This is a genomic window from Nocardia sp. NRRL S-836, assembly GCF_001279525.1.
In the GTDB taxonomy this organism is placed as follows: Bacteria; Actinomycetota; Actinomycetes; order Mycobacteriales; family Pseudonocardiaceae; genus Lentzea.
Window position 1 is genome coordinate 1 of record NZ_LGDY01000090.1, and the last position, 25,377, is coordinate 25,377.

Genomic DNA, 25,377 nt, shown 5'->3' on the forward strand with positions numbered 1-25,377 from the left:
CCCCAGCCCTGCCCGGCCCTGCCCAGCCCGGCCCTGCCCAGCCCAGCCCGGCCGGCCGGGTAATCCAAGTGTGAGCGGCGCGTGAGCGGCGTGCGGCAGAGTCTGGGGCAACCGGTTCGAAGAAGGCCGATCCTGGGGGTAAGGCCTTCGACGGAGCAGCCCGGCCGGTGCGGTCCACTCCCTCTTGATCGCACCGGCCGGGTCCGGCCGATGGGGGGAGCAGGTGGTACCCCTGCTGCCTGCGCGGGCCCGCAGCCGAGAGGGTGCGGGCCCTTTTCACGCCCGGAAAAAGCCGGTGGCCCCCGCCGCGAGAAGCGACGAGGGCCACGAAGCAGCAACGAGTTACTCGGGTGCGATCCAGGCGAACTGGATGCGCTGCTGACCGGCCTTGCGGGTCACCAGGGTGCCGCGGCCCGGGGGCTGGGGCGAGGGCTTGAGGTTGCCGACGATGGCGCCCTCCTCCTTCGAACCGGAGCCGACGAAGATCGGCGCGGCGATCTCCTTCAGCTTGCCCATGATCGGGTCGTACATGGCGCGGGAGGCGCCACCCATGCGGCGGACGACGACGACGTGCAGGCCGACGTCCTTGGCCTGCGGGATGAACTCCGCGATCGGCTGCAGCGGGTTGGCGCCGCCCTGGGGGGCCACGAGGTCGTAGTCGTCGACGATGACGAAGACTTCGGGGCCGGTCCACCAGGAGCGGTTCTTGAGCTGTTCCTGGGTGACGTCGGGGCCGGGCATGCGGCGGCCGAGGGAGCCGCGCACCTCCTTGATCGTGTCGGCGAACTGCGTGGACGACACGGCGTAGGTCAGGAGGTGGTCGGTGTCGATGAAGCCGAGCATCGTGCGGCGGTAGTCAGCGAGGACGATCAGCGCCTCCGAGGAGGTGTAGCTCGTCATGATGCCGCGGACGATCGTGCGCAGGATGTTCGTCTTGCCGGACTCGCCGTCGGCCAGCGCCATGAAGTGCGGGTCCGCGTCGAAGTCGAAGTAGACCGGTGCGAGCTCGTCCTCGTTGACGCCGACCGGGACCAGGTGGCCGCGGTTCGGCTTCGTCTGCTGGACCTGGGCCATGAGCTGGGCGTGGTCGAGCACGTCCGGCAGCATCCGGACCTGCGGTGCGCGCGGGCCCTGCCAGGCCTGGTTGAGCTTGGCCTCGAGGTCCTGGACACCCGCGGAGACCGTGGTCGGGTCCTGCGAGGTGTCGATGCGCGGCAACGCGGTCAGGAAGTGCAGCTTGTCGCCGGTCAGGCCGCGGCCGGGGCGGCCGGGCGGGACGTTCTGCGCGACCTTGCGGTCGATCTCGGACTCGCTCGGGTCACCGAGGCGCAGCTCGAAGCGGGTGCCGAGGAGGTCCTTCATCGCGGGACGGATCTCCGCCCACCGGTTGGCGGCGACGATCACGTGCACGCCGTAGGACAGGCCCTGCGCGGCGAGGGCCTGGATCTGCGGCTCGACCGTCTCGAACTCCTGGCGGAAGTTCATCCAGCCGTCCACGACCAGGAACGCGTCACCGAAGTGGTCGTCCTTGATCTCGCCACGGCGCCGGCGGTTGCGGAACTCGGCCATCGAGTCGATCCGCTGCTCGCGCCACCGCAGCTCGCGTTCGGTGATCAGCGTCTGGAGCTCGGCCACCATACGGCGGACCTTGTCGACGTCGAGACGGCCGGCGAAGCCACCGACGTGCGGCAGGTTCTCCATCGAGGCGAGCGTGCCACCACCGAGGTCGATGCAGTAGAACTGCGCCTCCTGCGGGGTGTGCGTGAGCGCCATCGACGCGATGATCGACCGCAGCAGCGTCGACTTGCCCGACTGCGGGCCACCGACGACCGCGCCGTGGCCGGCGGCACCGGCGAAGTCGGCCCACAGCAGGTCGCGGCGCTGTTCGAACGGCTTGTCGACGACGCCGACGGCGATCTGCAGCGTGCCGTTGGCCGGGTACTGCGGCGGCGTGAGGCCACGGTCCGGCGTCACGTCGAGCGGCGGCAGCATCGTGTCCATCGTCGGCGGCTCGTTCAACGGTGGCAGCCACACCTCGTGCGCGGGCGGGCCCTGGCCGACGAGGCGGTCGACGATGAGTTCGAGCTGGGTCGGCTCGTTCGCGTCCTCCTTGACGGGCGCGGCCGGGACCGGCACCGCCTCGACCGGGCGCTCCGGCTCCTTCGGGATCTCGATGAAGTCCGGCACGAAGAACCGCGGGCGCTTGTCGCTGCGCACCGCCACCGACTCACCGGCGGACTGCATGCCCGACGGCCGGTAGGTGCCGGAGACGTAGAGCGCCTTGAACCTGGTCAGCGGCATGCCCTGCACGCTGAGGTAACCGGAACCCGGGATCGGCGGCAGCTCGTAGGCGTCCGGCACACCGATCGCCGCACGCGACTCGGCCGCGTTGAAGGTCTTCAGACCGATCCGGTACGAGAGGAACGTGTCCAGGCCGCGCAGCTTGCCCTCCTCCAGCCGCTGCGACGCGAGGAGCATGTGCATCTGCAGCGACCGGCCGACACGACCGATCTGCAGGAAGATGTCGATGAAGTCCGGCTTCGCCGTCAGCATCTCGGAGAACTCGTCGATGCAGATGAACAGCGCGGGCAACGGGTCGAGCTGGGCGCCGTTCTCACGGGCCTTCTCGTAGTCCCAGACGTTCTTGTAGTTGCCCTTCGCGAGGACCTCCTGCCGGCGGGAGACCTCACCGGCGATGGCGTCCTTCATGCGGTCGACCAGGCTGAGGTCGCCGGCGAGGTTGGTGATCGTCGCGGCGACGTGCGGTGCCTTGTCCAGACCGAGGAACGTCGCACCACCCTTGAAGTCGACCAGGATCATGTTGAGCGCGGTCGAGGAGTGCGAGGCGAGCAGGCCGAGCACCAGCGTGCGGAGGAACTCCGACTTGCCGGAACCGGTCGCGCCGATGCACAGGCCGTGCGGGCCCATGCCGTCCTCGGCGGCTTCCTTGATGTCGAGCTCGACCTGCTGGCCGTGCTCGCCGATGCCGAACGGGATGCGGTAGCGGTCGCGCTTGGGCCGCGGCCGCCACGCCTGCTGCACGTCGAACGTGATCGGGTCGCCGGGGATGCCCATGAACTCCAGCAGCGGCGGGTTGTTGTTCATCGCCAACGGGTCCTCGCCACCGTCGCCGCCGACCTCGCCGGCCGCACCCATGCGGTACGGCGAGAGCCTGCGGGCCAGTGCCTCGGCCTCGACGACGGACAGCTTGTCCGGCGCGCCGAACCACTCGACGCCGCTCGCGGAACGGGCGCCCAGCTGGTTGTTCTCGATGACCAGGCGCAGACCGCGGCGTGCGGTCAGGTTGCCCAGGCACTCGGAGAGGTCGATCAGCGTGACGCCGACCAGGCCCTCCTCCAGGATGATCATCTCTTCGCGGCTGATGTCGCCGTCGTCGATGACGATCACGATGTGGGGCTGGTCCGGCGGCGGCGGGGCGTTGCGGGTGAACCGCTGGCGGTCGCGCAGGTACTCGTCCAGCATCGCCTCGACCTCGGCGAGCGAGTTCGCCATCATGCGGCGCTGGCCGATGCCGTCGATGTCGGTGGGGTGCTGCACGTGCGGCAGCCACTTCGCCCACTCCCACTGCTGCTTGGTGCGGCCCGCGCTGACGACCGCGATGAGCAGGTCGTCGGGGGCGTGGAAGGTGACGAGCTGGGCGAGCAGGGCGCGTGCGAGGTCGCGGCGGTCCTCGATGTCGCCGAGCAGGCCGACGGCGGCGAAACCGCGCAATGCGATGGAGATCGGCAGGTCGGGCACCAGCGAGTGGGCGCGCACGAACCGGCGCAGTGCCAGCGTCGCGATCGGCTCCAGCTCCTCGACCGGACCGGTCTGCGGCGGCACCAGGCGGGTGGCGAGGCGCTGCGAGCCACGTCCCGCGCGCAGGTGGCAGAAGTCGGGGTCGTTCTGGCGGCGTTCCCACATGCGCCGGGTGGTGGCGAGCGACCACAGCTGCTGCGGGTCCGGGTGCACCCACTCGCGCTCGGCGCGCTGCTCGTCGGCTGCCTCGCGGGCCCTGTCGCGCATCTGGCCGAGGTACCGCAGGTAGTCCTTGCGGTCCTCGTTCATCTCGGCTTTCTTCTGGCCCTTGCCGGAGCCCATGCCGCCCGCCATCATGCCGACGGTCGAGATGAGCATCATGCCGGGCATGAGCATCGCCATGGGCTGCCTGTTCGAGTAGACGAACATCATGCCCATCATGCCCACGGACGCGACGATCATGACGACGGGCATCGCCTTCATCATGATGTTGCCGGGGATGATCCGGGGGACCTCTGGCGGCGGCTCGAGGTGGACCTCACCGCCCGGAGGCCGGGGAGCAGCAAGGCGTGCCGTTCGCTTGAACTGCAGCGTGCTCAACTGACAGGCACCTCTTCAACTCGTTACGCCACCAGTAGCAACCGACACTATTGCGCATCCGCGCGCGTCACGATGCTGGGTCGGGAAAAAACCCAGTCGAGCGTGTTCTGCGAACCACAGGTGCGGATGGCGCCGGTGCGGCCATACTAGGGCCGCCCGCCGAGCGTCCAGGTGGACCAATAGGGTCGGGCCGTTGATTCGTAAGTGCTGATCTGACTTAGGGGGCCCTGGTGGCGACCGGTACGACGGTGTTCAGCCGTGTCACGGTGGTGGCACCTCGAACGCGTATCGACGTCGCGCTGCCTGCCGACGTGGCGGTGGCCGATCTCCTGCCGATGCTGCTCGACATGGCGAGAGAGGCCACTCCGGACGGCGGTGTCCGGCACGGCGGCTGGTGCCTCGCGAAGCTCGGCGACAGCCCGCTCGACCCCGCGCGCACGCTCGCGTCGCTCGGCGTGGTCGACGGCGAACTGCTGCAGTTGCGGCGGCGCAACGAGAACCCGCCGCCGCCGCTGTACGACGACGTGGTCGACGCGATCGCCGAGTCCGACCCGGACTCGTTCCGGCCGTGGACGAAGGAGACCGCGCAGAAGTTCGGTCACCTCGCCGGCGCGCTCGCGCTGATCGGCTCCGCCGTGGCGTTGTTCCTCTCCGGACCGGTCACCACCGCCGGCAAGGGAAGCGCTCTCGCGGCCGCGATCGCGGCGGGTGTGACGGCCATCGCGGCACTCGCCACGGGCGCCACCATCGCGCGTGCGTACAAGGCGGCGTCGACCGGTGTGCTGATCGCCGCGTGCGGTTCGCTGCCGATGGCGTTCGTCGCGGGCTTCCACGCCGTGCCGGGCGTCAACTTCGAGCCGAAGATGCTGCTCGCCTCCGCGCTCATGATGATCTTCGCGTGGGGCGGCATCCTGCTGATCGGCCAGGGCGTCACGGTGTTCATCGCCGCGGCCACGGCCGGCACGATCTCCGCGCTCGCGTTCCTCGTCGCCACGTTCGTCGAGCACCCGCTGGCCGGTGTGGCCGCGGCGGCCGGAGCGGTGGCGCTGGGCGCGATGTCGATGCTGCCCCGGATCACGCTGCAGCTCGCCAAGATCCCGCCGCCCGTCGTGCCGACGAACGCGGAGGACCTCAAGGAGGACAGCGGCTTCCCGGAGTTCGCGGTCATCGAGCGCCGCACGGCCGTCGCCCACGAGTACCTGACCGGCATGATCATCGGCACCGGCGTGGTCGCCGCGCTGGCCGCGATCGTCGCCTCCGGTGCCGGCACGGTCTGGGGCCCGATCTACGGCGTCGTCGTCTCCATCGTGCTGATGATGCGCGGTCGTGCGTACGCGAACGGTGCCCAGGCCGTGGCGCTGCTCTCGACCGGCATGTTCGCCGCGGCGGGCATCCTGATCAGCTGGATCGTCAGCGCGTCCGAGTTCAACCGGATCGTCTTCGTGTTCGGCACGCTGCTGGTGCTGGGCGCGGCCGCGCTGGTGCTCGGCGTGATCTTCCCCGGTCAGCGGTTCTCGCCGCCGTTGCGCCGCACGGTGGACATCCTGGAGGCGATCATGATCGCCGCCGTGGTGCCGCTGGCGCTCGCGGTCATGGACATGTACTCCGTCTTCCGGAGCCTGATCACGCCATGAGGACCGGTATGAGGCGCACCACGGCGGCCGCGACCGCCGGACTGCTGCTGCTGACGGGGACGGTGCCCGCTGCCGCCTCCGCCGCACAACCGTCGTCTTCGTCGGCGCCCACGTCCTCGGCGGCGCCGACGGGTTCGGCCAAGCCGAACTCGGTACCGCCGCCGCTGCCGCCCGGCACCGCGCCACCCGCGGATCCCGGCAAGCCCGACGTGAAGTACGTGCGCACCAACAAGGAGTGCGTCGCGTCCGACACCAAGAGTGAGCTGATCCAGCGCATGCCGTGGGGCCAGCTGAGCCTCAACCTCGACGAGGCGCACCGGTTCGCGACCGGCAAGAACATCCTGATCGCGATCATCGACACCGGTGTGGACCCGCGCAACCCGCGCCTGAACGGCCGCGTCGACCCCGGCGGCGACTACGTCGACGAGACGAAGAACGGCACGGACGACTGCGACGGCCACGGCACCGAGGTCGCCGGTGTCGCCGCGGCGAAGAAGACCGAGGGCGACTTCGTCGGCGCCGCACCGGACGCGCGGATCCTGGCCATCCGCCAGACCAGCGACCGGTACGAGTTCAAGGGCGACGCGAACAACGAGGCTCGCAAGGGCGCAGGCAAGGTGAAGACGCTCGCGCAGGCGATCGTGCGCGCCGCGGAAAAGGGCGCCAGGGTCATCAACATCTCGTTGACGAACTGCGGCACTCCCAAGGGTTTCAGCGCGGACGACAGGTCGCTGCAGGCCGCGATCAAGTACGCCGTGGACGTCAAGGACGTCGTGATCGTCACGGCCGCCGGCAACAGGGACGACCAGGGCAACGGCTGCCCGGCCCAGAACGACAACATGGACCCGAACAACGTCAAGGTCATCTCGTCCCCGGCGTGGTTCGCCGACGACGTGCTGTCCGTGGCGTCGATCGGCAGCTCCGGCGCGGTGTCCGAGTTCAGCGTCTGGGGCCCGTGGGTCAGCATCGCCGCCCCCGGCGAGGAGATCATCTCGGTCGACCCCAAGGGTGAAGGCCTGACCAACGCCAACGTCACGGCCAACGCCACCACCGACATCAAGGGCACGAGCTTCGCCTCGCCCTACGTCGCCGGCATCGCCGCACTGGTGCGCGAGCGGTTCCCGAAGCTCAAGGCGCGCGAGGTCATGGCGCGGCTGAAGGCGACGGCCCTGCAGCCGGGCAACGTGACGGGCAAGGACCACAAGACCGGCCACGGCATGGTGAACCCGGTCGCGGCGCTCACCGCCGTGCTCCCCGCGGAGGCGCCCGGCTTCAAGGCGCCGGAACCGCAGGTGATGATCACCTCGCCCACGCCGCCGAAGAGCCTGGACTGGCCGCCGATCATCGTGGCGCTGTCCGGCATCGGCATCGGCGCGGTGCTGCTGGCGCTCACGTTGTTCATCCGCAACTCGGCCAACCGCAGGCGCGGCAGCCCGGTGTAGCGCTCCCGCAACGGAAAACGGCCCCCGTCCGCAGTTCTGGACGGGGGCCGTCGTGCGTTCTGCCGGTTCTCCGGCTAGTCCTCGCCGATCACCTTCGGCGCCGCCTTCTTCGGCTTGCCGAGCAGGTCGTCGATCGAGCCGCTGAGCCGTTGCTTCGACTTGTGCTCCTTGTCGCCGCCCTGCTGGCCGCCGCCCATGCCGCCCATCATCGGCGCCATGCCGCCCATCATCTGCCCACCGCCGGGAGCGGCCCCGGAACGCCCTCCAGCGCCCGCGGAAGCCCCCGCCGCCGCAGCACCCTGCTCGGCGGGCGGCGCCGTCTCACTGACGCCGGTGGCCCCGCCGAACTGCATCTGCTGCGCCGCGGCCGGAGCACCGACACCGCCAACACCACCAACACCGCCGACCGCACCTCCGACACCGCCACCGACGCCACCCGCGCCGACCCCGCTCGCCGGGACGCCGGTGCTCGCGGCCGCCGTGATAGACGCCTTCGCCGGCTCCCTGACCTCCGCGGACGCGACGGGCGGGCTGTAGGTCCAGTTCTGCTCGGGGTAGCGGTGTTCCATCCGCACCGCGCCGAAGTCGCCCTCGGCGCCGGAGACCCCGTCGCACAGCTTGAGGAACGCCTCCAGCACCTGCCGGCCGGACTCGAACAGCTCGCGCACCGGGTCCCTGAGGTCCTCGATGTGCGCGCGGGCCCGGTTGTCGCCCTCCAGCGGCAGCGACGCCGTGCCGGACACCGAGTCCGCGGCATCGGCCAGCACGTGGGCCATGTCCCGCACGATGTCGTGCACCGCGTCGGCGGTCTCGTCGAGGGCGTCGGCCATCACGGTCATGGCGTCGGACATGTCACCGCCGGCGAGCCCCACCTTGCGCATGTGCTCCAGGAACGCGTCGGCGTCCTTGCCCTGCCACGCCGCGTCGACGCCGCCGAGCGGACCGGCGACGTGCTTCGTGACCGCCTCGGTCACCTTGGCCGCCTTGCGCCAGCGTTCCGCTTCGTCGCGCAGGTCGTTCCAGTCGCCGACGAGCGGGTCGAAGAAGTCGTGGACGAGGTCGACCACGCCCAGCTCGCGGCTCACCCGCGAGAGGAAGTCGAGCTCGGGGCCCGCCTCGGCCGCCACCTGCCTGCCGTCCTCGGCCACCTTGGAGCTCCCCTACCTGCGATCGGCCTTCTTGAGGCCGTGAACGGCCTCCTCCTCGCTGTACCCGTGGTGCTCGGCCACGGCGTGCAGCCCCTTGGCCGCCGCGTCGAGGGTGTCGCAGGCACGGGCGAGCTGGGCGTTCAACAGCTCGGCCGCCCGCGCGTAGCCCTGGGCGTTGCCCAGCGTCCTGCCGATCTCGCCGAACGACTCCGGGCGCAGCGGTGACACCTTCATGGCGTCCCGCACGCGCCGCAGGTCGTCCGTCGTCCCGTCGATCCGGTCGGCGTAGGACTCCAGCCACTCGGGGTTGACGGTGATCTGACCGGCCACGGACTGTCCCCTCACGACGGTGCCATCTCGGGTGCACCCCTAGGACTGCGGTGCACCCGAAACGGTTCCCGTCACTTCTGCTGCGCCGGGTCCTTGATCGTGCCCTTGACGGCCGGGATCGCGTCGTAGCTGCGGTTCGCGTCGCCGCGGTTGAGCTGGGGACCCTGTGGCAACAGGTTCAGGATGTCGTTCGGTGCCGGTGGGAACGCGCCGTCGAGCCCCAGCGCCGCCGCGGTGCCCGCGTCGGGAACGCCGTAGCGGACGCCACGACCGGTCACGATGTGGACCGGTCCGGTGCCGAAGTCGCCGACGCCCTGGCTGGCCCGCACGACCGCGGCCTTGCCGGGCAGCATCAGGAACTGGTCGATGATCTCGCCGGCCGCACCGGGCGCGCCCAGCTGGACCGGGCTCATGTCCTTCGGGCCCGGCAGCGAGGAACCGATGGTGAGCGCGGTGTGCTGGGCGTGCTGGGTCCGGTTCTGCGAGGTGTAGTTCTCGCCCTTCCAGCCCAGGCACAGCACGACGTTGTTCGCGTTCGGCTCGATCGTCGTCGGCGGCTTCTCCGGGTACTGCGTGAGGTCGAGCTTGTTCTTGGGTTCGAGGTGGTTCGTGACGGCGCTCGGCGACAGCTCGGTCGCCTTCTTGTTGTTCGCGTACGCCCACCGCAGCAGGTCGCCGACCGTCTGGCCGACCTCCTGGAAACCGTCCTCCAGCGCCACCATGAAGCGCTGGGTGCCGGTCAGGCTGACCTGGATGACCTCACCGATGTTCACCTTGGTCTCGGTGACGTAGGTGGCCGGCTGGCCCTGCTTGGGGATGTCCGGCGCCTTGAGCGGCTTGGCCTCGGCGATCGAGTTGAGCAGCGCCGTGCTGACCGCGCGCGGCTGCTTGTTGCGCAGGTTCAGCGCGTTGACGACCTTGTCGTCCCTGAGGTCCACCTCGGCGCGGACCGTGGACGACGAGATGTTGAAGCCCTCGGGCTTCTTGTAGATCAGGTACGCCTTCTTGGCGCCCGTGCGCTGCTGCACGAGGACGGCGTTGTCGCCGAGCTGGCCGTTGCCCTCGCTGACGCCGGCGATCACGGAGGTCTTGATCTGGTTGTCCGCGGCCTGGTTGCTGCGGAACGCGTCCAGGTCGAGGGTGTCGCAGACCGACCACTGCGCGTCGATGCGGTTGTCCGCCTTCGGCAGCACGTCGGGGGCGTCGGGCAGGCCGGTGAGCCGTCCGCGCGGGTACTTGGCCAGCGCGGCCTCGCTCACGAGCTTGGGCTCGCCGCCCGCGGCCTGGCCCTGCTCGCCGCCGACCGAGCCGCCCGGCGCGTCGCCGCCACCGCTCTGCGCCTGGTCCGGGTTCGACTTCGAGTACCAGAGCAGACGTGCCGACGCGAGGTTCGTCATCGGCACCAGGACCGGTGTGGACGACGTGTTGTCGACGACGTAGACCTGACCGGTCTCCTTGCTGATGGCGATCTGCGTTTCCTTGTCCAGGCGCGGTGCCGGCTTGAAGAAGCCGTACACCAGGAAACCCAGGAGGCCGACGATGCCGAGGATCACACCGACCGTGGTCGCGCGCGAGTGGTTGCGCATGGGGTCATGCAGCATCACCGCGTCTCTGCGGACCAAGGCGGACTGCATCCGCCGAAGGACGAATTGGTAGGCCTGGACCTGTGACTTGGTGGTGGGTGTTGATGCCATTCTCGGCTCGCTGCTCTCCCAGTCGCGGTACGGTTCGGCAGGATAGCCGGACGCAGGTTGCTCCGTGGGCCGGTTCGCCAAGCCCACCGACCATCGAGGGGAAAGAGACCACAACGGATGTCCGTGACCACTCCACATCCGCCCCGGCCGAACCCAGGGATGGCACGGCCGCAGGGACCTGGCGGTCCTGGCCAGCAGGCACCGGCGCCTCCGCGTCCCGTCGGGCGTGTCCGGCGCAGGGCGGCCGGCGTCAGCCTGGGCTCCTTGCCCGTGTCGAACGTAGTCACGATCGAGGTCGGTCTCGCCATCGCACTCCTCGTGCTCACGCTCGCCGGGGTGAAGGACGGGGCGGGCAACCTGAACGTCGTCTCGCTGTCGATCGCCGGTGCCGTGCTGCTGATCGCACTGGTCCTCGCTTTCACCCGTTCACGCGGCCGCTGGCTGACCCAGTGGATCGGCGTGCGCCTGCGTTACAGCTTCCGCTCCCACACCCGCACCGCGAAGCGCGACGCACCGCAGGAGTCCAAGCCCGGTGACGACGAGATGCAGGTGCTCGGTCCCGAGGACCCGCGCGTCGCGTTGCTGCGCCTGGCGATCCCCGACCTCGTGATCGCGAAGGGCGTCGACCACGAACGCCGCCCGCTCGCGCTGTCGTGGCACGACGGCGTGTGGACCGCGGTGCTGCTGGTCGACCCGACCCCGCCGCTGATCTCCGCCGTCGGCTCGGCACCGTCGCTCCCCCTCGGCGCGCTGGCGCCGTGCCTGGAGGACCGCGGTGTCGTCCTGGACGCGATCACGGTCATCTGGCACTGCTACCCCGGCAGCGCGGCGCTCCCGCCGAACTCGCCGGCGGTCAGCTCGTACATGGAGGTGCTCGGCCCGCTGCCCGCTGCGGCCCGGCGCACCACGTGGATCACGGTCCGGCTGGACCCGCGCCGCTGCGGCGAGGCGATCCGCGAGCGTGGCGGCGGCGTCGTCGGTGCGCACCGCGCGTTGATCGGCGCGTTGTCCCGCGTCCGCAACGCCCTGGAGTCCGCCGGTGTGGCGATCCGCCCGCTCGACTCCGACGAGCTGCTGCGCGCGGCGATCTCCTCGGCCGAGCTGACCGCGGCCGTCGGCAACACGAACCCGGTGTCGTTGCGCGAGAAGTGGTCCGGCGTGACGGCGGGTGGCGTGGGTCACGCGAGCTACGCGATCACCGGCTGGCCGTCGAAGGGCCTCAAGGGCAGCCTGAACTCGCTGACCGGTGTGCGCGCGCTGTCCTCGACGCTGGCGATGTCCATCTCACCGTCGCGTGAGGACGGTCAGGTCTCGCTGCGCGGCCTGGTGCGGGTGAGCGCCCGCACGCCGAGCGAGCTCGACCGCGCCGACGACCAGTTGTCGAAGCTGAGCGACAAGCTCGACATCACGCTGACCCCGTTGCGGGGCATGCAGCTCGCGGGTCTCGCCGCGACGCTGCCGCTGGGAGGTGTGGCATGAGCACGTCGACCCGTCTGCTGGACACCGGTGGCCGCGGTGCGGTGGCGCCGGAGTTCCTGGTGTCGCCCAACATGCTCGACCTGGTCAGCCCGAGCGGTGACCGCGGCGGCATGATGCTCGGCCAGGGCGTCAAGGGCGAGCCGCTCACGGTGTCCGTGCTGCGCCCGACCCCGACCCGCATGGTCGTCGTCGGCGGCCTGTACCTGGCCCGCCAGATCGCGTTGCGGGCCATGGCGACCGGTGCGTGGATCATCATCGCGACCGGCCGCCCGCAGGCGTGGCAGCCGGTCGTGCGCGCCGCGGGCCAGGGCCCGGACGGCCGCCCGTCCCAGCTGGTGCAGCTGCGCCGGTTGTCGCCGGCCGACCTGCCGCGCCCGACCGAGGACATGCCGTTGCTGGTCATCCACGACGGCGGCCACGTCCCGCAGGAGCTGTTCCCGCCGCGCGCACCGTGGCAGACGACGATGTACGTGCTGCCGTACCTGCACCCGCAGGCCTCGTCCACGGCGAACAACGCGGACCTCGTGCTGCTGCAGCGCCTCCCGATGGGCCAGGCGCAGCTCGCCGGCCAGATGTGGCGCCTGCGGCCGCAGATGTTCCAGCAGCTGACCCAGCTGAAGGACGACCAGGTCATCGCGATGGGCCAGGACATGTGGGCGCACCTGCGCCTGTACACGACGCCCGCCGAGCAGCAGATCCTCGGAGCCGTGCGCCGGGGCGACTGAGCCACGACGAACCGCGCCCCCGAACGGTGATCCGTCCGGGGGCGCGGTCGTGTTGTCAGCGGCTCAGCAGTTGAAGCGGCTCTCACCGGAGATCGCGCTCTGCGGGCCGCTGCCGTCCCGCCACTGGACGAGCGTGCGGTAGGTGTAGTAGCCGGAGCCGGAGCAGTTGAACGACGCGACGGCGCTGCCCGGTCCGTTGTAGTGGGCGGTGCCCTCGATGACCCAGCCCCACGCGCGGAGGCGCTGGACGAAGACGTCCACGCTCTGGGCGCAGCTGCCCCAGCCCTTGCCGTGGACCCAGCCCGGCGTCTGGGTGGGGGCGTCGGCGTTGTGACAGGCCAGGACCCCCGGCGCGGTCGGCACCGTGACGGGCGTGGCGCCGGCCGTCGAGGTCATGAACGCCAGGGCCGCACCGGTGATCGCGGCCAGCTGGACGAAGCGACGAATCATTTCTGGTTTCTCCTAGATGATTCAGGGTCACCAAATCCGAACAGCACACCGCGTGCTGTTCAGCGTGCGTTGTCTGATTGCAGAATCGAGCCGAGGACGCGCTGACGAGACGCCGTGTCACCGAGCCTGCGAACACGGTTCACCAGGCAAAACAGGTCACTCTTCTGCCGTTGGCGGACCGCACCGACACGGTTCCGGCATTGATCTTCCCGACGCGCGGAAGCACGATCTGAGCCCCCCAGCCCCATGTTCGGAAACTCCGGAAAACCTTGCGTTCCCACAACCGAACGTAGAGCACGAGAGATACATGTACAACCGCACTTGAACGCCCGACGTAACCGCCCGATCTCCCTGCGTTGCGGCCTGGAGCGCACACACCGGCCCGACCTGGACCGACTTCAGGACCGTCGGGGCACCGCCGGTCGGGCCAGACGCGAGCCGCCCGCTTCCCAAAAGCCGCATTGTTCTGTCCATAGACCCGCTGCACCAACTAATTCACATGAGCCCGAAATCTGTGGAATGGCCGAACGCGTCTTAATCCGTGAAACTTCTTGTGCGCAATCCGTCCACGCCACTAGGAAAAACTTCACCTGCAGGACCCGGCGACGAGGGAGCACGCAGCTATGGGTGAATCGTGGCTCAGACGAGCGGCTGGAATCGGACTGGTAGCGGGCACGGCGCTCGCGCTGACGTCCGTCTCCGCCACCGCTGCGCCCGAGGGGGAGATTCGCAACCTCGGTGCGGCCAACGCGGTCAAGGACAACTACATCGTCGTGCTGAAGGACTTCAGCACCGCCACCGTCGAGAACCTCAGCGCCAAGTACGACGCTCAGGTGAAGCACACCTACCGGTCCGCTTTGCGCGGTTTCTCCGCGCAGATGTCCGAGACCCAGGCCAAGCGTCTCGCCGCTGACCCGAGCGTCGCCTACGTCGAGCAGGACGCCGAGGTCCACATCTCCGACACGCAGACGCCGACCCCGTCGTGGGGCATCGACCGCATCGACCAGCGCGCGCTCCCGCTGGACAACAGTTACACGTACCCGAACGCGGGCTCCGGCGTCACCGCCTACATCATCGACACGGGCATCCGCACCACCCACACCGACTTCGGTGGCCGCGCCTCCCACGGCCGTGACACCGTGGACAACGACAACGATGCCACCGACTGCAACGGCCACGGCACCCACGTCGCCGGCACCGTCGGCGGCACCCGCTTCGGCGTGGCCAAGGACGTGAAGCTCGTCGCCGTCCGCGTCCTGAACTGCTCGGGCTCCGGCACGTTCGCGGGCGTCATCGCCGGCATCGACTGGGTCACCGCCGACGTGCAGGGCAACCCGGCCCGCAAGCCCGCGGTCGCCAACATGTCACTGGGCGGCGGCGCCAACCAGACCGTCGACGACGCCGTGAAGCGCTCCATCGAGGCCGGCGTCACCTACGGCCTGGCCGCGGGCAACGACAGCGGCGCCAACGCCTGCAACACCTCCCCGGCCCGCACCCCGGAAGCCATCACGGTGGGCTCCACGGAACGCACCGACGTCCGTTCCAGCTTCTCCAACATCGGCACCTGCCTCGACATCTTCGCCCCCGGCACCGGCATCACCAGCGCCTGGCTGACCGACGACAACGCCACGAACACCATCTCCGGCACCTCGATGGCCACCCCGCACGTGGTCGGCGCCGCAGCCGTGTTCCTCGGCTCCTCCCCCACTGCCACCCCGCAACAGGTCCGCGACGCCCTGGTGGAGAACGCCACCTCCGACGTCGTCACCAACCCCGGCACCGGCTCCCCGAACAAACTCCTCCACGTCACCGGCACCACCCCCGGCAACCCGCCCGGCCAGTGCCCCGCCGCCACCAACGACACCGACACCCCCATCCCCGACGCCTCGTCCGTGACCTCGTCCATCACGATCGCCGAGTGCAACGGCAAAGCCACCGCCACCGCCAGCGTGAAGGTGGCCATCAAGCACACCTACCGCGGCGACCTCGAACTCGCCCTCATCGCCCCCTCCGGCACCACGAAACTCCTGAAGGTCGCCAGCAGCGGCGACAGCGCCGACGACATCAACGCCACCTACGCCGTCAACGTCTCCACCGAGGACGCCAACGGCACCTGGCAGCTGCGGGTCCGCGACCTGTACCGCCAGGACACGGGCTACATCGACTCGTGGACGCTCGACCTGTAGGTCTCGCTCCGCTTCCTCTCCACCCCTCGGAGCCCCCGGTCCCCACCGGGGGCTCCTCCCTTTGACGGGTCGGCGGCTGAGATGGGCCGGGCGGACGGGGTGGACCGGGCGGGCCGCTTGGCGACGTTGGCAGCTTGGGGAGGTGGGCTTCAGGGGCGGCTTGGCAAGGTCGGCTGCTGTGGCTGTCGCTGGGCGAGGCGGGCCACCGGGGCGGCACGGCGAAGTGGGTTGCTGTAGCGACGCTGGACGAAGCGGGCCGCCGCGGTGGCACTGAGCGAGCCGGGCAGACGGCGAGCCGGGCAGGCTGGCGAGCCGGGCAGGCGGCGAGCCCGGCAGGCGGCTTGGCGCGGTGGGCCTCAGGGGGCGGGCTTGGCGAGGTTGGTTGCTGTGGCGGCGCTGGACGAGGCGGGCCGCCGCGGTGGCGCTGAGCGAGCCGAGCGGGCGGCGCCGAGCAGGCGGCGAGCCGAGCAGGGGCGTCGGAAGCTAGGCAGACGAGCAGGCGGAAGGCGGACACGCGAGGATGCGGAGCACGCCGGGGGAGCAATCGCTCGCCGGGCAGGCTGACGCAGGGGTCCCCTCGCACTTCGGCTCCCCCGCGACCCACGCTACTCAGTGGGTCTGACAATTCCGGGAGGTCTGACCAGCCCGACGGTGGCCGCTTCGGCGATACTCGGCGCTCCGCACAGATCGGGAAGGCCTGACAGTTCCGGGAGGCCGAAACACCCAATCCGCAGGCCCGGCCACGCCCGTCGAGCGAAGCGAGACGAAGCATCAAGGCGACGCCAGGGACAGCGCCCCCCATCGAGCGAAGCGAGACGAACCTCCCCCGACCTCAGGCTTTCCGCACCCGTCGAGCGAAGCGAGGCGTTTCTACTTTCCCTCGATCGGCAGCGGTGACAAGCCCCTTGACCTGCGATTGGGGCTTGACTTTGAGGGCGGGGCGATACCCTGGTAGGGATCGGCCGGGCTCGCTTATGCCCGGCCTTTTAAGGCCGACTCATCGCCAAGCCCCAATCGCTATCGTCGCGAAGCGGCGATGAACCCCGAACGACGTCCCTGCCTGACCAACCCCGGTGCCAAGGCGACAGACAAACGGACGCAACCCAACCCCGCACCCAAGGCGACAGACAACGGACGCACCCCAACGCCGGCGTCAAGGTGACACAGCCACGAACCCAGGTCAGGACAACGTCCGCACCCGCCGGGTAACCGCCGCCCGCTCCCCCAGTTCCTCATCCCCAGGAAAATCCACCCGCACCAACGACAGCCCGTGCGCCGGAGCCACAGTCACCCCACTGGCCCGCCCGTGCAACGTCAAAAGCCCCCCAGGCCACTCCACGGCCTTCCGCCCCTCCCCGACAGCCAGCAACGCCCCGATGAGCGACCGGACCATCGAGTGGCAGAACGCATCCGCGCTGACGAACGCCGTGATGACCCCGTCATCCCCACGCGCCAGCTCAAGCCGTTGCAGCTCACGGATCGTGGTGGCGCCCTCGCGCCGTTTGCAGAAAGCGCAGAAGTCGTGTTCCCCCAGCAGCAACGCGGCGGCGGCGTTCATCGCATCGACGTCCAGCGGGCGCGGCCAGGCCAGGGTGTCCAGGCGGCGCAACGGGTGCGCGCCGAAGGGGGCGTCGGTCACGCGGTACTCGTAGTGGCGGCGCAGGGCGGAGAAGCGGGCGTCGAACGTGGGTGGGACGACTCGCGCTGAGAACACCCGCACGTCCGAAGGCAGCGCTCGGGCCAGGCGCTTCGGGAAAGCGGGGACGTCCAGGGTGGCGGGGAGATCGGCGTGAGCCACCTGGCCGGAGGCGTGCACGCCGGCGTCGGTGCGGCCGGCGACGGTCAGGACGACGTCTTCGCGCAGCACCATGGACATGGTGTCCTCCAGCACGCCGCACACGGTTCGGCGGTTGGGCTGGCGGGCCCAGCCGGAGAACTCGGTGCCGTCGTAGCCGAGGTCCAAGCGCACACGAACGAGCCCGCCGTCCCCGGAACCGGGAACGGCGGGCTCGTCAGCGAACATACTGCTCAGGACTTGTCCTTGTCGGCAGCCTCGTCCTTGGCCTCTTCGGCCTTGACGTCCTCGGCCGACGGCTCGCCGTCAACCTCGACAGCGCCCTCGGCGGGCTCGTCGGAGGCGTCCTTCGTCGCGGACTCGGGCGCCTCGGCGTCCTGGTCGACGACCTCGGCGGCCGGCTTCTCGTCCTTCGCGAACTTGGTCTTGCGCGCAGCCTCGGCCTCGGTGGAGACGAGCTTCTGCTGCACCAGCTCGATGATGGCCATGGGGGCGTTGTCGCCCTTGCGCGCCAGCGTCTTGGTGATGCGGGTGTAGCCACCGGAACGGTCGCTGAAGAACGGACCGATCTCGGCGATCAGCTTGTGCACGACGTCCTTGTCGCGGATCACCTTCATGATCTCGCGGCGGTTGTGCAGGTCGCCGGCCTTCGCCTTGCTGATGATCTTCTCGGCGTACGGACGCAGCCGCTTCGCCTTCGCCTCAGTGGTCTTGATCCGGCCGTGCTGGAACAGCGCCGTCGCCAGGTTGGCGAGCAGCAACCGCTCGTGCGCCGGAGACCCACCGAGCCGGGGGCCCTTGGTAGGGGTGGGCATCGCTTGCTCCTGTAGTAACTGTTGCGATCCTCTGCTCTGAAACGAGCGTCAGAGCTGCTCGGTCTCCGCGTAGTCCTGACCGTCGTCGTGGGGGTCCAGGCCAGCGCCGGCACCCCAGCCCGTGTCGGACGGGTGGTAGTCCGACGCGGCGGCGGAGGGGTCGAACCCAGGAGGCGAGTCCTTCAGCGCGAGGCCGAGGCCGACGAGCTTCATCTTGACCTCGTCGATCGACTTCGCACCGAAGTTGCGGATGTCCAGCAGGTCCGCTTCGCTGCGCGAAACCAGCTCGCCGACGGTGTGGATGCCTTCCCGCTTCAAGCAGTTGTAAGACCGGACCGTGAGGTCCAGGTCCTCGATAGGCATCGCGAACGCGGCGATGGTGTCGGCCTCGGCCGGCGACGGGCCGATCTCGATGCCCTCGGCGTCGATGTTCAGCTCGCGAGCGAGGCCGAACAGCTCCACCAGGGTCTTGCCCGCGGAGGCAACCGCGTCCCTCGGGGTGATCGAGGGCTTGGTCTCCACGTCGAGGATCAGCTTGTCGAAGTCCGTCCGCTGCTCAACACGCGTCGCCTCGACCTTGTACGTCACCTTGAGCACCGGCGAGTAGATCGAGTCGACGGGGATGCGGCCGATCTCGGCGCCCGCCTGCTTGTTCTGGACAGCCGGGACGTAGCCGCGACCGCGCTCGACGACGAGCTCGATCTCCAGCTTCCCCTTGCCGTTCAGGGTCGCGATGTGCAGGTCGGGGTTGTGCACGGTGACACCGGCCGGAGGCACGATGTCGCCCGCGGTCACCACACCGGGGCCCTGCTTGCGCAGGTACATGGTCACCGGCTCGTCCTCCTCGGACGAGACGACGAGCTCCTTGAGGTTCAGGATGACGTCGGTGACGTCCTCCTTCACCCCGGGAACCGTGGTGAACTCGTGCAGCACGCCGTCGATGCGGATGCTCGTGACAGCAGCACCGGGGATCGACGAGAGCAGCGTGCGGCGGATCGAGTTGCCGAGCGTGTAACCGAAGCCCGGCTCCAGCGGTTCGATGACGAACCGGGAACGGGTCTCGGAGACCGCTTCCTCGCCGAGCGAGGGGCGCTGGGAAATCAGCACTGGGTTCTTCCCTTCGGACGACAACGCCCGCTATTTGACGTTGTCAGGAGCCAGTCGCGGAGACTGGCAAACGCTCTCGGCGCACCCTTCGCGCCGAAGCGGGACCCGACCCGAGCCACTGTCCGAAGAAGACAGTGGCTCGGAGAGGATCACTTCGAGTAGAGCTCGACGATGAGCTGCTCGGTGACAGGCGTGTCGATCTGCGCGCGCTCGGGCAGCTGGTGCACGAGGATGCGCAGGTTCGAGGGGACGACCTGCAGCCAAGCCGGGATCGGCCGGTCACCGAAGGACGCGCGAGCAGCCTCGAAGGGCAGCGTCGGCATGGACTTCGGCTTCACGTCGATGATGTCGAACTTCGACACCTGGTAGCTCGGGATGTTCACCTTCTGGCCGTTGACCAGGAAGTGGCCGTGCGCGACCAGCTGGCGAGCCTGGCGACGCGTGCGGGCGAGGCCCGCGCGGTACACCACGTTGTCGAGGCGGGCCTCGAGGATCTGGAGCAGGTTCTCACCGGTCTTGCCCGGGCGACGAACCGCTTCCTTGTAGTAGCGGACGAACTGCTTCTCGAGGACGCCGTAGGTGTAGCGAGCCTTCTGCTTCTCCTGGAGCTGCAGCAGGTACTCGGACTCCTTGACCCTGCCGCGGCCGTGCTGGCCGGGCGGGTACGGACGGCGCTCGAACGCCTGGTCCCCACCAACGAGGTCGACCTTCAGGCGGCGCGAGATACGCGTCGCGGGTCCCGTGTAACGAGCCATTAGTTCTTACTCCTCCCCGTGCCTCAGACCCGGCGCCGCTTGGGCGGGCGGCAGCCGTTGTGGGGCTGCGGGGTCACGTCCTGGATGGTGCCGACCTCGAGACCGGCGGCCTGCAGCGAACGGATCGCGGTCTCACGGCCGGAGCCAGGACCCTTGACGAACACGTCCACCTTGCGCATGCCGTGCTCGGCGGCCTTGCGGGCGGCGTTCTCGGCAGCCATCTGCGCCGCGAACGGCGTGGACTTGCGAGAACCCTTGAAGCCGACGTGGCCGGCGGACGCCCACGAGATCACGTTGCCCATCGGGTCCGTGATGGACACGATGGTGTTGTTGAACGTGCTCTTGATGTGCGCCTGGCCGTGCGAGACGTTCTTCTTTTCCTTGCGCCGGATCTTCTTGACCCCGGCGCCCTGACGGGACTTGGGTGGCAAAACAGACTCCTAAGTTGAGGGCAGCAGACCCGAGGTCTTACTTCTTGCCGGCCTTCTTCTTGCCGGCCACGGTCTTCTTCGGACCCTTGCGGGTACGAGCGTTCGTCTTCGTGCGCTGTCCGCGAACGGGCAGACCGCGACGGTGCCGAAGACCCGCGTAGCAGCCGATCTCCATCTTGCGACGGATGTCGGCCGCGACCTCGCGACGGAGGTCACCCTCGACCTTGAAGTTGTTCTCGATGTAGTCCCGCAGAGTGGCGACGTCGTCGTCCGTCAGATCCTTCACCCGGAGGTCGGGCGAGATCGACGTGGCGGCCAGCACCTCCTTGGAACGGGTGCGGCCGATGCCGAAGATGTAGGTGAGCGCGATCTCCATCCGCTTTTCGCGGGGGAGGTCGACGCCAGCGAGTCGTGCCATGTGGCGATTAACTCCTGTCGTATTTCCAGGTCTGCTCCTCGTCCAGTTCCGGTGACTGACTCGCTGTGTCGTTCCGGCTGCTCTCACAACCGGTGTCCCGGCCCCGGCCTGGAATCCGGGGGTGTCCGCACGCTTGAAGCCCTGCGTGCGGCAGGTACGAGGAGGCTTCTCGTTACTGCGTCATCGAAGAGCTCGACGAGCGCGTGGGGGAACTGCTCAGCCCTGACGCTGCTTGTGGCGCAGGTTCTCGCAGATCACCATGACCCGGCCGTGACGGCGGATCACCTTGCACTTGTCGCAGATCTTCTTGACGCTCGGCTGGACCTTCACGCCTGAGATCTCCTGCTACTGGAGGTCACTTGTAGCGGTAGACGATGCGCCCGCGGGACAGGTCGTAGGGCGAGAGCTCCACGACAACCCGGTCCTCAGGGAGGATGCGGATGTAGTGCTGACGCATCTTGCCGCTGATGTGCGCGAGTACCTTGTGACCGTTCTCCAACTCGACCCTGAACATCGCGTTGGGGAGCGGCTCGACTACGCGGCCCTCGACCTCAATGGCCCCGTCCTTCTTGCCCATGTCCTCCGCGTTTCGTGACGGTGGTAATAACCTTTGGACGCGTTTCACCCCGGCTCGATCTCACCTCGGAGGGCACGACGGAACCGGCGCTACGGATGCGCCACCTGACCAGTGTACGCAGTTCACTCCGGCAACCCAAATCGGGCCCTGTCAGCTCCGCCACCCTCCCGCGCGCAGCGCTCCAGCCAGGGCCGCAGCGCGCCGATGCGGCTGATCTCCGACTCGTGCAGACCGAGCACCGAGCGGAGCGTGCGGACCCGTTGAACGGTGATGCGCCACCCGTACGTGGTCTCGTCAGAACACCGCTGAGCTGCGTTGTCGAGCGCGACGTCGCCGGAGCCGACGCCGTAGGTGGCCGGGCTCGGGTCGCCGGGACCGCGCTGGCCGAACCCCGCCGTGTCGAGGCAGTGCAGCAGCGCGGCGTCGGCGGCCCGCGTCTCCGCGGCCTCCGGGCCCGACTTCAGCCGCACGTCCCATTCGCGCGCCACGGCGTCGTGCAGCTCCGTGATGCGAGTCACTGCTTCGACGTACTCCGGCCCGGCTTCGGCCCGCGCCCGGCCGCCGCACCCGCCGTCGACCGGTGGCGGCGGGTCGGCGAAGTTCGGCCGGACGACGACCAGGTCGGAGAACGGCGGCCGGCAGTCCTCCACGTCGGCGATGACGTCGGCGAGGAACAGCTGGTCGGCGATCCGGTCCGGCCGGACGTCCTGGTAGGTCAGATCGGTGGCCGGCTTCGAGGCAGCACAGCCTGCGAGTGGAATCAGAAGGGCGGACAGGACGAAACGGGTGACCCCCACAATGCCCCCAGCATTGGCTCGTTCGTCACCTCGACCCTATCGAGCGCCCACAACCGGTTTTCCCGCACGAACCGGCCGGGCCGCAGGCGTGCGCACAACGACAACGGCCCCCGCCTCGGGTCGAGACGGGGGCCGTGCCGGAACGTGCGGGTGCTGCGGGCTCAGTCCTCGGGCGCGGTGAGCACCCAGGGGCCTTCCTCGGTGATCGCGACCGTGTGCTCCCAGTGCGCGGCACGCGTCCCGTCGAGCGTGATGACGGTCCAGCCGTCGTCCAGCTCCTGCGAGTCGTCCGTGCCGAGCGTGAGCATCGGCTCGATCGCGATGGCCATGCCGACCTTGAGCTTGGGGCCCTTGCCGGGCTTGCCGTAGTTCGGCAGGAACGGGTCCATGTGCATCTTGGTGCCGATGCCGTGGCCGCCGTAGTCCGCGACGATGCCGTACTCGATGCCGTCGCGCTCGCCCGACTCGATGGCCGAGGCCTCGATGGCGAACGAGATGTCGGTGAGCCGCCCGCCGGGCAGCGCGGCCTCGATGCCCGCGAGCATCGACAGCCTGGTCGCCTCGGACAGCCTGTGGTCGGCCGGCGAGAGCTCGCCGACGCCCACGGTGACCGCCGAGTCGCCGTGCCAGCCGTCGAGGATGGCGCCGCAGTCGATGGAGATGAGGTCGCCCTCGGCCAGCACCTGCGTGCGGCTGGGGATGCCGTGGACGATCTGCTCGTTCACCGACGCGCAGATGCTCGCGGGGAACCCGTGGTAGCCCTTGAACGACGGAACGGCGCCGGCGTCGCGGATCGTCTGCTCCGCGATCTCGTCGAGCTCCTGCGTGGAGACACCGACCTTGACCGCGTCGACGACGTTGCGCAGGGCGCGGGCCACGACCAGGCCGGAGGCGCGCATGGCCTCCAGCTGGCCGCGGGTCTTGATCTCGATCATCTTTTCACTGCCTGTGACAACGGACCGGAGTCGGTCGAGCAGTCCACCGGTCACTTCTCGCCGCGCAGCGCGTGCAACGCAGCAAGGGCCCGCTCACTGATTTCGTCGATCTCACCGACGGCGTCGATGGTGATGACCTTGTCCGCGTAGTAGTCGAGCAACGGCGCGGTCTCGTTGCGGTACACCTGCTGCCGGTGCCGGATGACGTCTTCCTTGTCGTCCGTGCGCCCGCGCGCCAGCAACCGCTCCACCACGACGTCCTCGTCGACCCGGAACTCGAGCACCGCGTCGAGGCCGTGGCCGTCGACGGACAGGAACTCACCGAGCTTGTCCGCCTGCGCCACGTTCCGCGGGAACCCGTCGAGCAGGAACCCGTCGGCGGCGTCCGGGTCGGCCAGGCGCTTGCGCACCATCTCGTTCGTGATGGAGTCCGGCACGAGAGCGCCCTCGTCGAGGATGCTCTGCACCTCCAGCCCGAGCTCGGTCTGGTTGCTGATGTGTGACCGGAAGAGGTCGCCCGTCGAGATGTGCGGCACGCCGAGCTTGGTGCTCAGCACCTCGGCCTGGGTGCCCTTGCCCGCACCGGGCGGGCCAACGAGAACGAGTCGCACTAGCGGAGGAACCCTTCGTAATTGCGCTGCATGAGCTGGCTCTCGATCTGCTTCACGGTGTCGAGACCGACACCGACCATGATCAGAACCGCGGTGCCGCCGAACGGGAAGTTCTGGTTCTGGCCCTCGTTGGTGATGTCGAGGAACAGGTTCGGCAGGATCGCCACGATGCCGAGGTAGAGCGACCCGGGCAGCGTGATGCGGCCCAGGACGAACTTCAGGTACTCGGCGGTGGGGCGACCGGGACGGATGCCGGGGATGAAGCCACCGAACTTCTTCATCTCGTCGGCACGCTCGTCCGGGTTGAACGTGATGCCGACGTAGAAGTACGTGAAGAACACGATCAGCAGGAAGTAGACGGCGATGTGCACCCAGCTCGACTGCTTGACCAGGTAGGTCTGCACGAACGTGGAGAACCAGTTGGGCTCACCCGAGGAGTTCGTGAGGCGGACGATCAGGTCCGGCAGGTAGAGCAGCGACGAAGCGAAGATGACCGGGATGACGCCGGCCTGGTTCACCTTGAGGGGGAGGTACGTCGAGGTGCCGCCGTACATGCGGCGACCGATCATGCGCTTGGCGTACTGCACCGGGATGCGGCGCTGGGCCTGCTCGACGTAGATGACGCTCGCGATGATGAGCAGAGCGGCCACGCAGACCAGGATGAAGGTGATCCGGCTCTGGTCCTTCTCCCAGATGTTCTTGCCCTCGGCCGGGATCCGGGCCGCGATACCGGTGAAGATCAGCAACGACATGCCGTTGCCGATGCCCTTCTCGGTGATCAGCTCACCCAGCCACATGATGACCGAGGTACCGGCCGTCATCGTGACGACCAGGACGATCAACGTGAAGATGCTGTCCTTGCCGGGGATGACGTCCTGGTCGCACTCACCGAACAGCTGCCCGCGCACCGCCAGCGCCACCAGACCGGTCGACTGCAGGATCGCGAGGCCGATGGTCAGGTAGCGGGTGTACTGCGTGAGCTTGCCCTGCCCGGCCTGCCCTTCCTTCTTCAGCTGCTCGAACCGCGGGATGACCACGGTGAGGAGCTGGATGATGATGCTCGCCGTGATGTAGGGCATGATGCCCAGCGCGAACACCGACAGGTTGAGCAGCGCGCCGCCGCTGAACAGGTTGATCAGCGAGTAGATGTTCTGGCCTTCGAGCTGCTCAGCACACGCCCGCACGTTCTTGAAGGACACGCCCGGCGCGGGCATGGTCGCACCAAGCCGGTACACAATGATGATCCCGAGCGTGAACAGGATCTTCTTGCGTAGATCCGGCGTCGCGAGAGCCGAGCGGAATGCGCCGAGCACGCGAACCTCCTGAGCGTTGCCGACCCCCAGGGACCGGCACATGCGGTAGATGGCAGGGCCGAGGTAGGTAGCCACGACCAAGCAACCCGGAGGACATCCGGGTTCAGCCCGCAACACTAACAGTCCCCCACCACCTGGTCGTACCCAGTGGCCAATCACAGGTTCAACTCGGTTGATCTCTGCCCGGTCCACTAGGCCATCCGGGGTAGCAAACCCGGACAATCCGTGCTACTAGCAGCCACAACAGGCTCAGCGAACGCCCCGGCACCCCTCCGAGTTCCCACCGATCGGGGGGAAATTTCAGCTCCACGCAGAACACCACAACACAAAGTCCTCAGCGGCGGTTCCGCGGTGGGTGGCTTCCCCGTCCAGCGCT

At 68.9% G+C, this 25,377-nt stretch carries 22 protein-coding genes; 5 read left to right on the forward strand and 17 right to left on the reverse strand.

What is annotated here, in order from left to right; all coding sequences use genetic code 11:
- Positions 1-342: 342 nt before the first annotated feature.
- Positions 343-4,359, reverse strand: coding sequence for a type VII secretion protein EccCa (gene eccCa / locus ADL03_RS10075; RefSeq protein ID WP_053733120.1), 4,017 nt, complete (start codon positions 4,357-4,359; stop codon positions 343-345).
- Positions 4,360-4,589: 230 nt separating this feature from the next.
- Between eccCa and eccD the strand changes: the two genes are divergently transcribed.
- Positions 4,590-5,993 carry a type VII secretion integral membrane protein EccD gene (eccD, locus tag ADL03_RS10080; RefSeq protein ID WP_053733121.1) on the forward strand — a complete coding sequence of 468 codons (1,404 nt, stop codon included), beginning with the start codon at positions 4,590-4,592 and terminating at the stop codon, positions 5,991-5,993.
- Positions 5,994-6,001: 8 nt separating this feature from the next.
- Positions 6,002-7,435, forward strand: coding sequence for a type VII secretion-associated serine protease mycosin (gene mycP / locus ADL03_RS10085; RefSeq protein ID WP_082373025.1), 1,434 nt, complete (start codon positions 6,002-6,004; stop codon positions 7,433-7,435).
- 74 nt (positions 7,436-7,509) lie between these two features.
- Here mycP and ADL03_RS10090 read toward each other — a convergent pair whose 3' ends face one another.
- The 3 genes from ADL03_RS10090 to eccB are packed head-to-tail and all read right to left on the reverse strand — an operon-like array spanning position 7,510 to position 10,745.
- Entirely contained in the window at positions 7,510-8,583 is a 1,074-nt protein-coding gene (locus ADL03_RS10090; RefSeq protein ID WP_053733123.1) for a WXG100 family type VII secretion target, read from the reverse strand.
- Positions 8,584-8,595: 12 nt separating this feature from the next.
- Complete coding sequence (locus ADL03_RS10095; RefSeq protein ID WP_053733124.1) at positions 8,596-8,928, reverse strand: hypothetical protein; 333 nt, start codon at positions 8,926-8,928, stop codon at positions 8,596-8,598.
- 56 nt (positions 8,929-8,984) lie between these two features.
- Positions 8,985-10,745, reverse strand: a complete 1,761-nt coding sequence (gene eccB / locus ADL03_RS10100) for a type VII secretion protein EccB (RefSeq protein WP_369808963.1) — start codon at positions 10,743-10,745, stop codon at positions 8,985-8,987.
- A 132-nt stretch (positions 10,746-10,877) separates the two neighbouring features.
- On the opposite strand from eccB, the gene eccE reads away from it, so the two are divergent.
- Both eccE and ADL03_RS10110 read left to right on the forward strand, forming a co-directional pair.
- Complete coding sequence (eccE, locus tag ADL03_RS10105) at positions 10,878-12,086, forward strand: type VII secretion protein EccE (RefSeq protein WP_053733126.1); 1,209 nt, start codon at positions 10,878-10,880, stop codon at positions 12,084-12,086.
- Positions 12,083-12,811: a hypothetical protein gene (locus ADL03_RS10110; protein WP_053733127.1), complete on the forward strand. Its 729-nt coding sequence runs from the start codon at positions 12,083-12,085 to the stop codon at positions 12,809-12,811. Before eccE ends, ADL03_RS10110 begins: the two co-directional genes overlap by 4 nt.
- 63 nt (positions 12,812-12,874) lie before the next feature.
- Here the strand turns inward: ADL03_RS10110 and ADL03_RS10115 are convergent, their stop codons facing one another.
- A complete protein-coding gene (locus tag ADL03_RS10115) occupies positions 12,875-13,261 on the reverse strand; it encodes a hypothetical protein (protein WP_053733128.1) in 387 nt (128 codons plus the stop codon).
- 623 nt (positions 13,262-13,884) lie between these two features.
- Here ADL03_RS10115 and ADL03_RS10120 point away from each other — a divergent pair.
- Positions 13,885-15,447 (forward strand): S8 family peptidase, encoded by a 1,563-nt coding sequence (locus tag ADL03_RS10120; RefSeq protein ID WP_053733129.1) that lies wholly within the window; start codon positions 13,885-13,887, stop codon positions 15,445-15,447.
- A gap of 1,180 nt (positions 15,448-16,627) precedes the next feature.
- Here the strand turns inward: ADL03_RS10120 and truA are convergent.
- The 12 genes from truA to secY all read right to left on the reverse strand — a co-directional run bounded on the left by truA (position 16,628) and on the right by secY (position 25,001).
- Positions 16,628-17,470, reverse strand: a complete 843-nt coding sequence (truA, locus tag ADL03_RS10125; RefSeq protein ID WP_053733130.1) for a tRNA pseudouridine(38-40) synthase TruA — start codon at positions 17,468-17,470, stop codon at positions 16,628-16,630.
- 5 nt (positions 17,471-17,475) lie between these two features.
- Positions 17,476-18,057 (reverse strand): 50S ribosomal protein L17, encoded by a 582-nt coding sequence (gene rplQ, locus ADL03_RS10130; RefSeq protein ID WP_053733131.1) that lies wholly within the window; start codon positions 18,055-18,057, stop codon positions 17,476-17,478.
- A 48-nt stretch (positions 18,058-18,105) separates the two neighbouring features.
- Positions 18,106-19,164, reverse strand: a complete 1,059-nt coding sequence (locus ADL03_RS10135; protein WP_053733132.1) for a DNA-directed RNA polymerase subunit alpha — start codon at positions 19,162-19,164, stop codon at positions 18,106-18,108.
- Positions 19,165-19,313: 149 nt separating this feature from the next.
- Positions 19,314-19,919: a 30S ribosomal protein S4 gene (gene rpsD / locus ADL03_RS10140; RefSeq protein ID WP_053733133.1), complete on the reverse strand. Its 606-nt coding sequence runs from the start codon at positions 19,917-19,919 to the stop codon at positions 19,314-19,316.
- Between the two features lie 23 nt (positions 19,920-19,942).
- On the reverse strand, positions 19,943-20,350 hold the full coding sequence (gene rpsK / locus ADL03_RS10145; protein WP_030472036.1) for a 30S ribosomal protein S11: 408 nt from the start codon (positions 20,348-20,350) through the stop codon (positions 19,943-19,945).
- 37 nt (positions 20,351-20,387) lie between these two features.
- A complete protein-coding gene (rpsM, locus tag ADL03_RS10150) occupies positions 20,388-20,768 on the reverse strand; it encodes a 30S ribosomal protein S13 (RefSeq protein ID WP_053733134.1) in 381 nt (126 codons plus the stop codon).
- 216 nt (positions 20,769-20,984) lie between these two features.
- A complete protein-coding gene (gene rpmJ / locus ADL03_RS10155; RefSeq protein ID WP_010148647.1) occupies positions 20,985-21,098 on the reverse strand; it encodes a 50S ribosomal protein L36 in 114 nt (37 codons plus the stop codon).
- A 25-nt stretch (positions 21,099-21,123) separates the two neighbouring features.
- Positions 21,124-21,345 (reverse strand): translation initiation factor IF-1, encoded by a 222-nt coding sequence (gene infA, locus ADL03_RS10160; protein ID WP_005166804.1) that lies wholly within the window; start codon positions 21,343-21,345, stop codon positions 21,124-21,126.
- A gap of 122 nt (positions 21,346-21,467) precedes the next feature.
- Positions 21,468-22,142 carry a hypothetical protein gene (locus tag ADL03_RS10165; RefSeq protein WP_053733135.1) on the reverse strand — a complete coding sequence of 225 codons (675 nt, stop codon included), beginning with the start codon at positions 22,140-22,142 and terminating at the stop codon, positions 21,468-21,470.
- A 161-nt stretch (positions 22,143-22,303) separates the two neighbouring features.
- Complete coding sequence (map, locus tag ADL03_RS10170) at positions 22,304-23,077, reverse strand: type I methionyl aminopeptidase (RefSeq protein ID WP_053733136.1); 774 nt, start codon at positions 23,075-23,077, stop codon at positions 22,304-22,306.
- A gap of 50 nt (positions 23,078-23,127) precedes the next feature.
- Entirely contained in the window at positions 23,128-23,688 is a 561-nt protein-coding gene (locus ADL03_RS10175; RefSeq protein WP_053733137.1) for an adenylate kinase, read from the reverse strand.
- Positions 23,688-25,001: a preprotein translocase subunit SecY gene (secY, locus tag ADL03_RS10180; RefSeq protein ID WP_053733249.1), complete on the reverse strand. Its 1,314-nt coding sequence runs from the start codon at positions 24,999-25,001 to the stop codon at positions 23,688-23,690. Before secY ends, ADL03_RS10175 begins: the two co-directional genes overlap by 1 nt.
- Positions 25,002-25,377: the final 376 nt, after the last annotated feature.

Coding starts and splice junctions, on each gene's coding strand:
- mycP (WP_082373025.1), top strand. CDS start 6,002: ATGAGGCGCACCACGGCGGCCGCGACCGCCGGACTGCTGCTGCTGACG.
- eccB (WP_369808963.1), bottom strand. CDS start 10,745: ATGTGGAGTGGTCACGGACATCCGTTGTGGTCTCTTTCCCCTCGATGG.
- ADL03_RS10110 (WP_053733127.1), top strand. CDS start 12,083: ATGAGCACGTCGACCCGTCTGCTGGACACCGGTGGCCGCGGTGCGGTG.
- ADL03_RS10115 (WP_053733128.1), bottom strand. CDS start 13,261: ATGATTCGTCGCTTCGTCCAGCTGGCCGCGATCACCGGTGCGGCCCTG.
- ADL03_RS10120 (WP_053733129.1), top strand. CDS start 13,885: ATGGGTGAATCGTGGCTCAGACGAGCGGCTGGAATCGGACTGGTAGCG.
- truA (WP_053733130.1), bottom strand. CDS start 17,470: ATGTTCGCTGACGAGCCCGCCGTTCCCGGTTCCGGGGACGGCGGGCTC.
- rplQ (WP_053733131.1), bottom strand. CDS start 18,057: ATGCCCACCCCTACCAAGGGCCCCCGGCTCGGTGGGTCTCCGGCGCAC.
- rpsD (WP_053733133.1), bottom strand. CDS start 19,919: ATGGCTCGTTACACGGGACCCGCGACGCGTATCTCGCGCCGCCTGAAG.
- rpsM (WP_053733134.1), bottom strand. CDS start 20,768: ATGGCACGACTCGCTGGCGTCGACCTCCCCCGCGAAAAGCGGATGGAG.
- infA (WP_005166804.1), bottom strand. CDS start 21,345: ATGGGCAAGAAGGACGGGGCCATTGAGGTCGAGGGCCGCGTAGTCGAG.
- map (WP_053733136.1), bottom strand. CDS start 23,077: ATGATCGAGATCAAGACCCGCGGCCAGCTGGAGGCCATGCGCGCCTCC.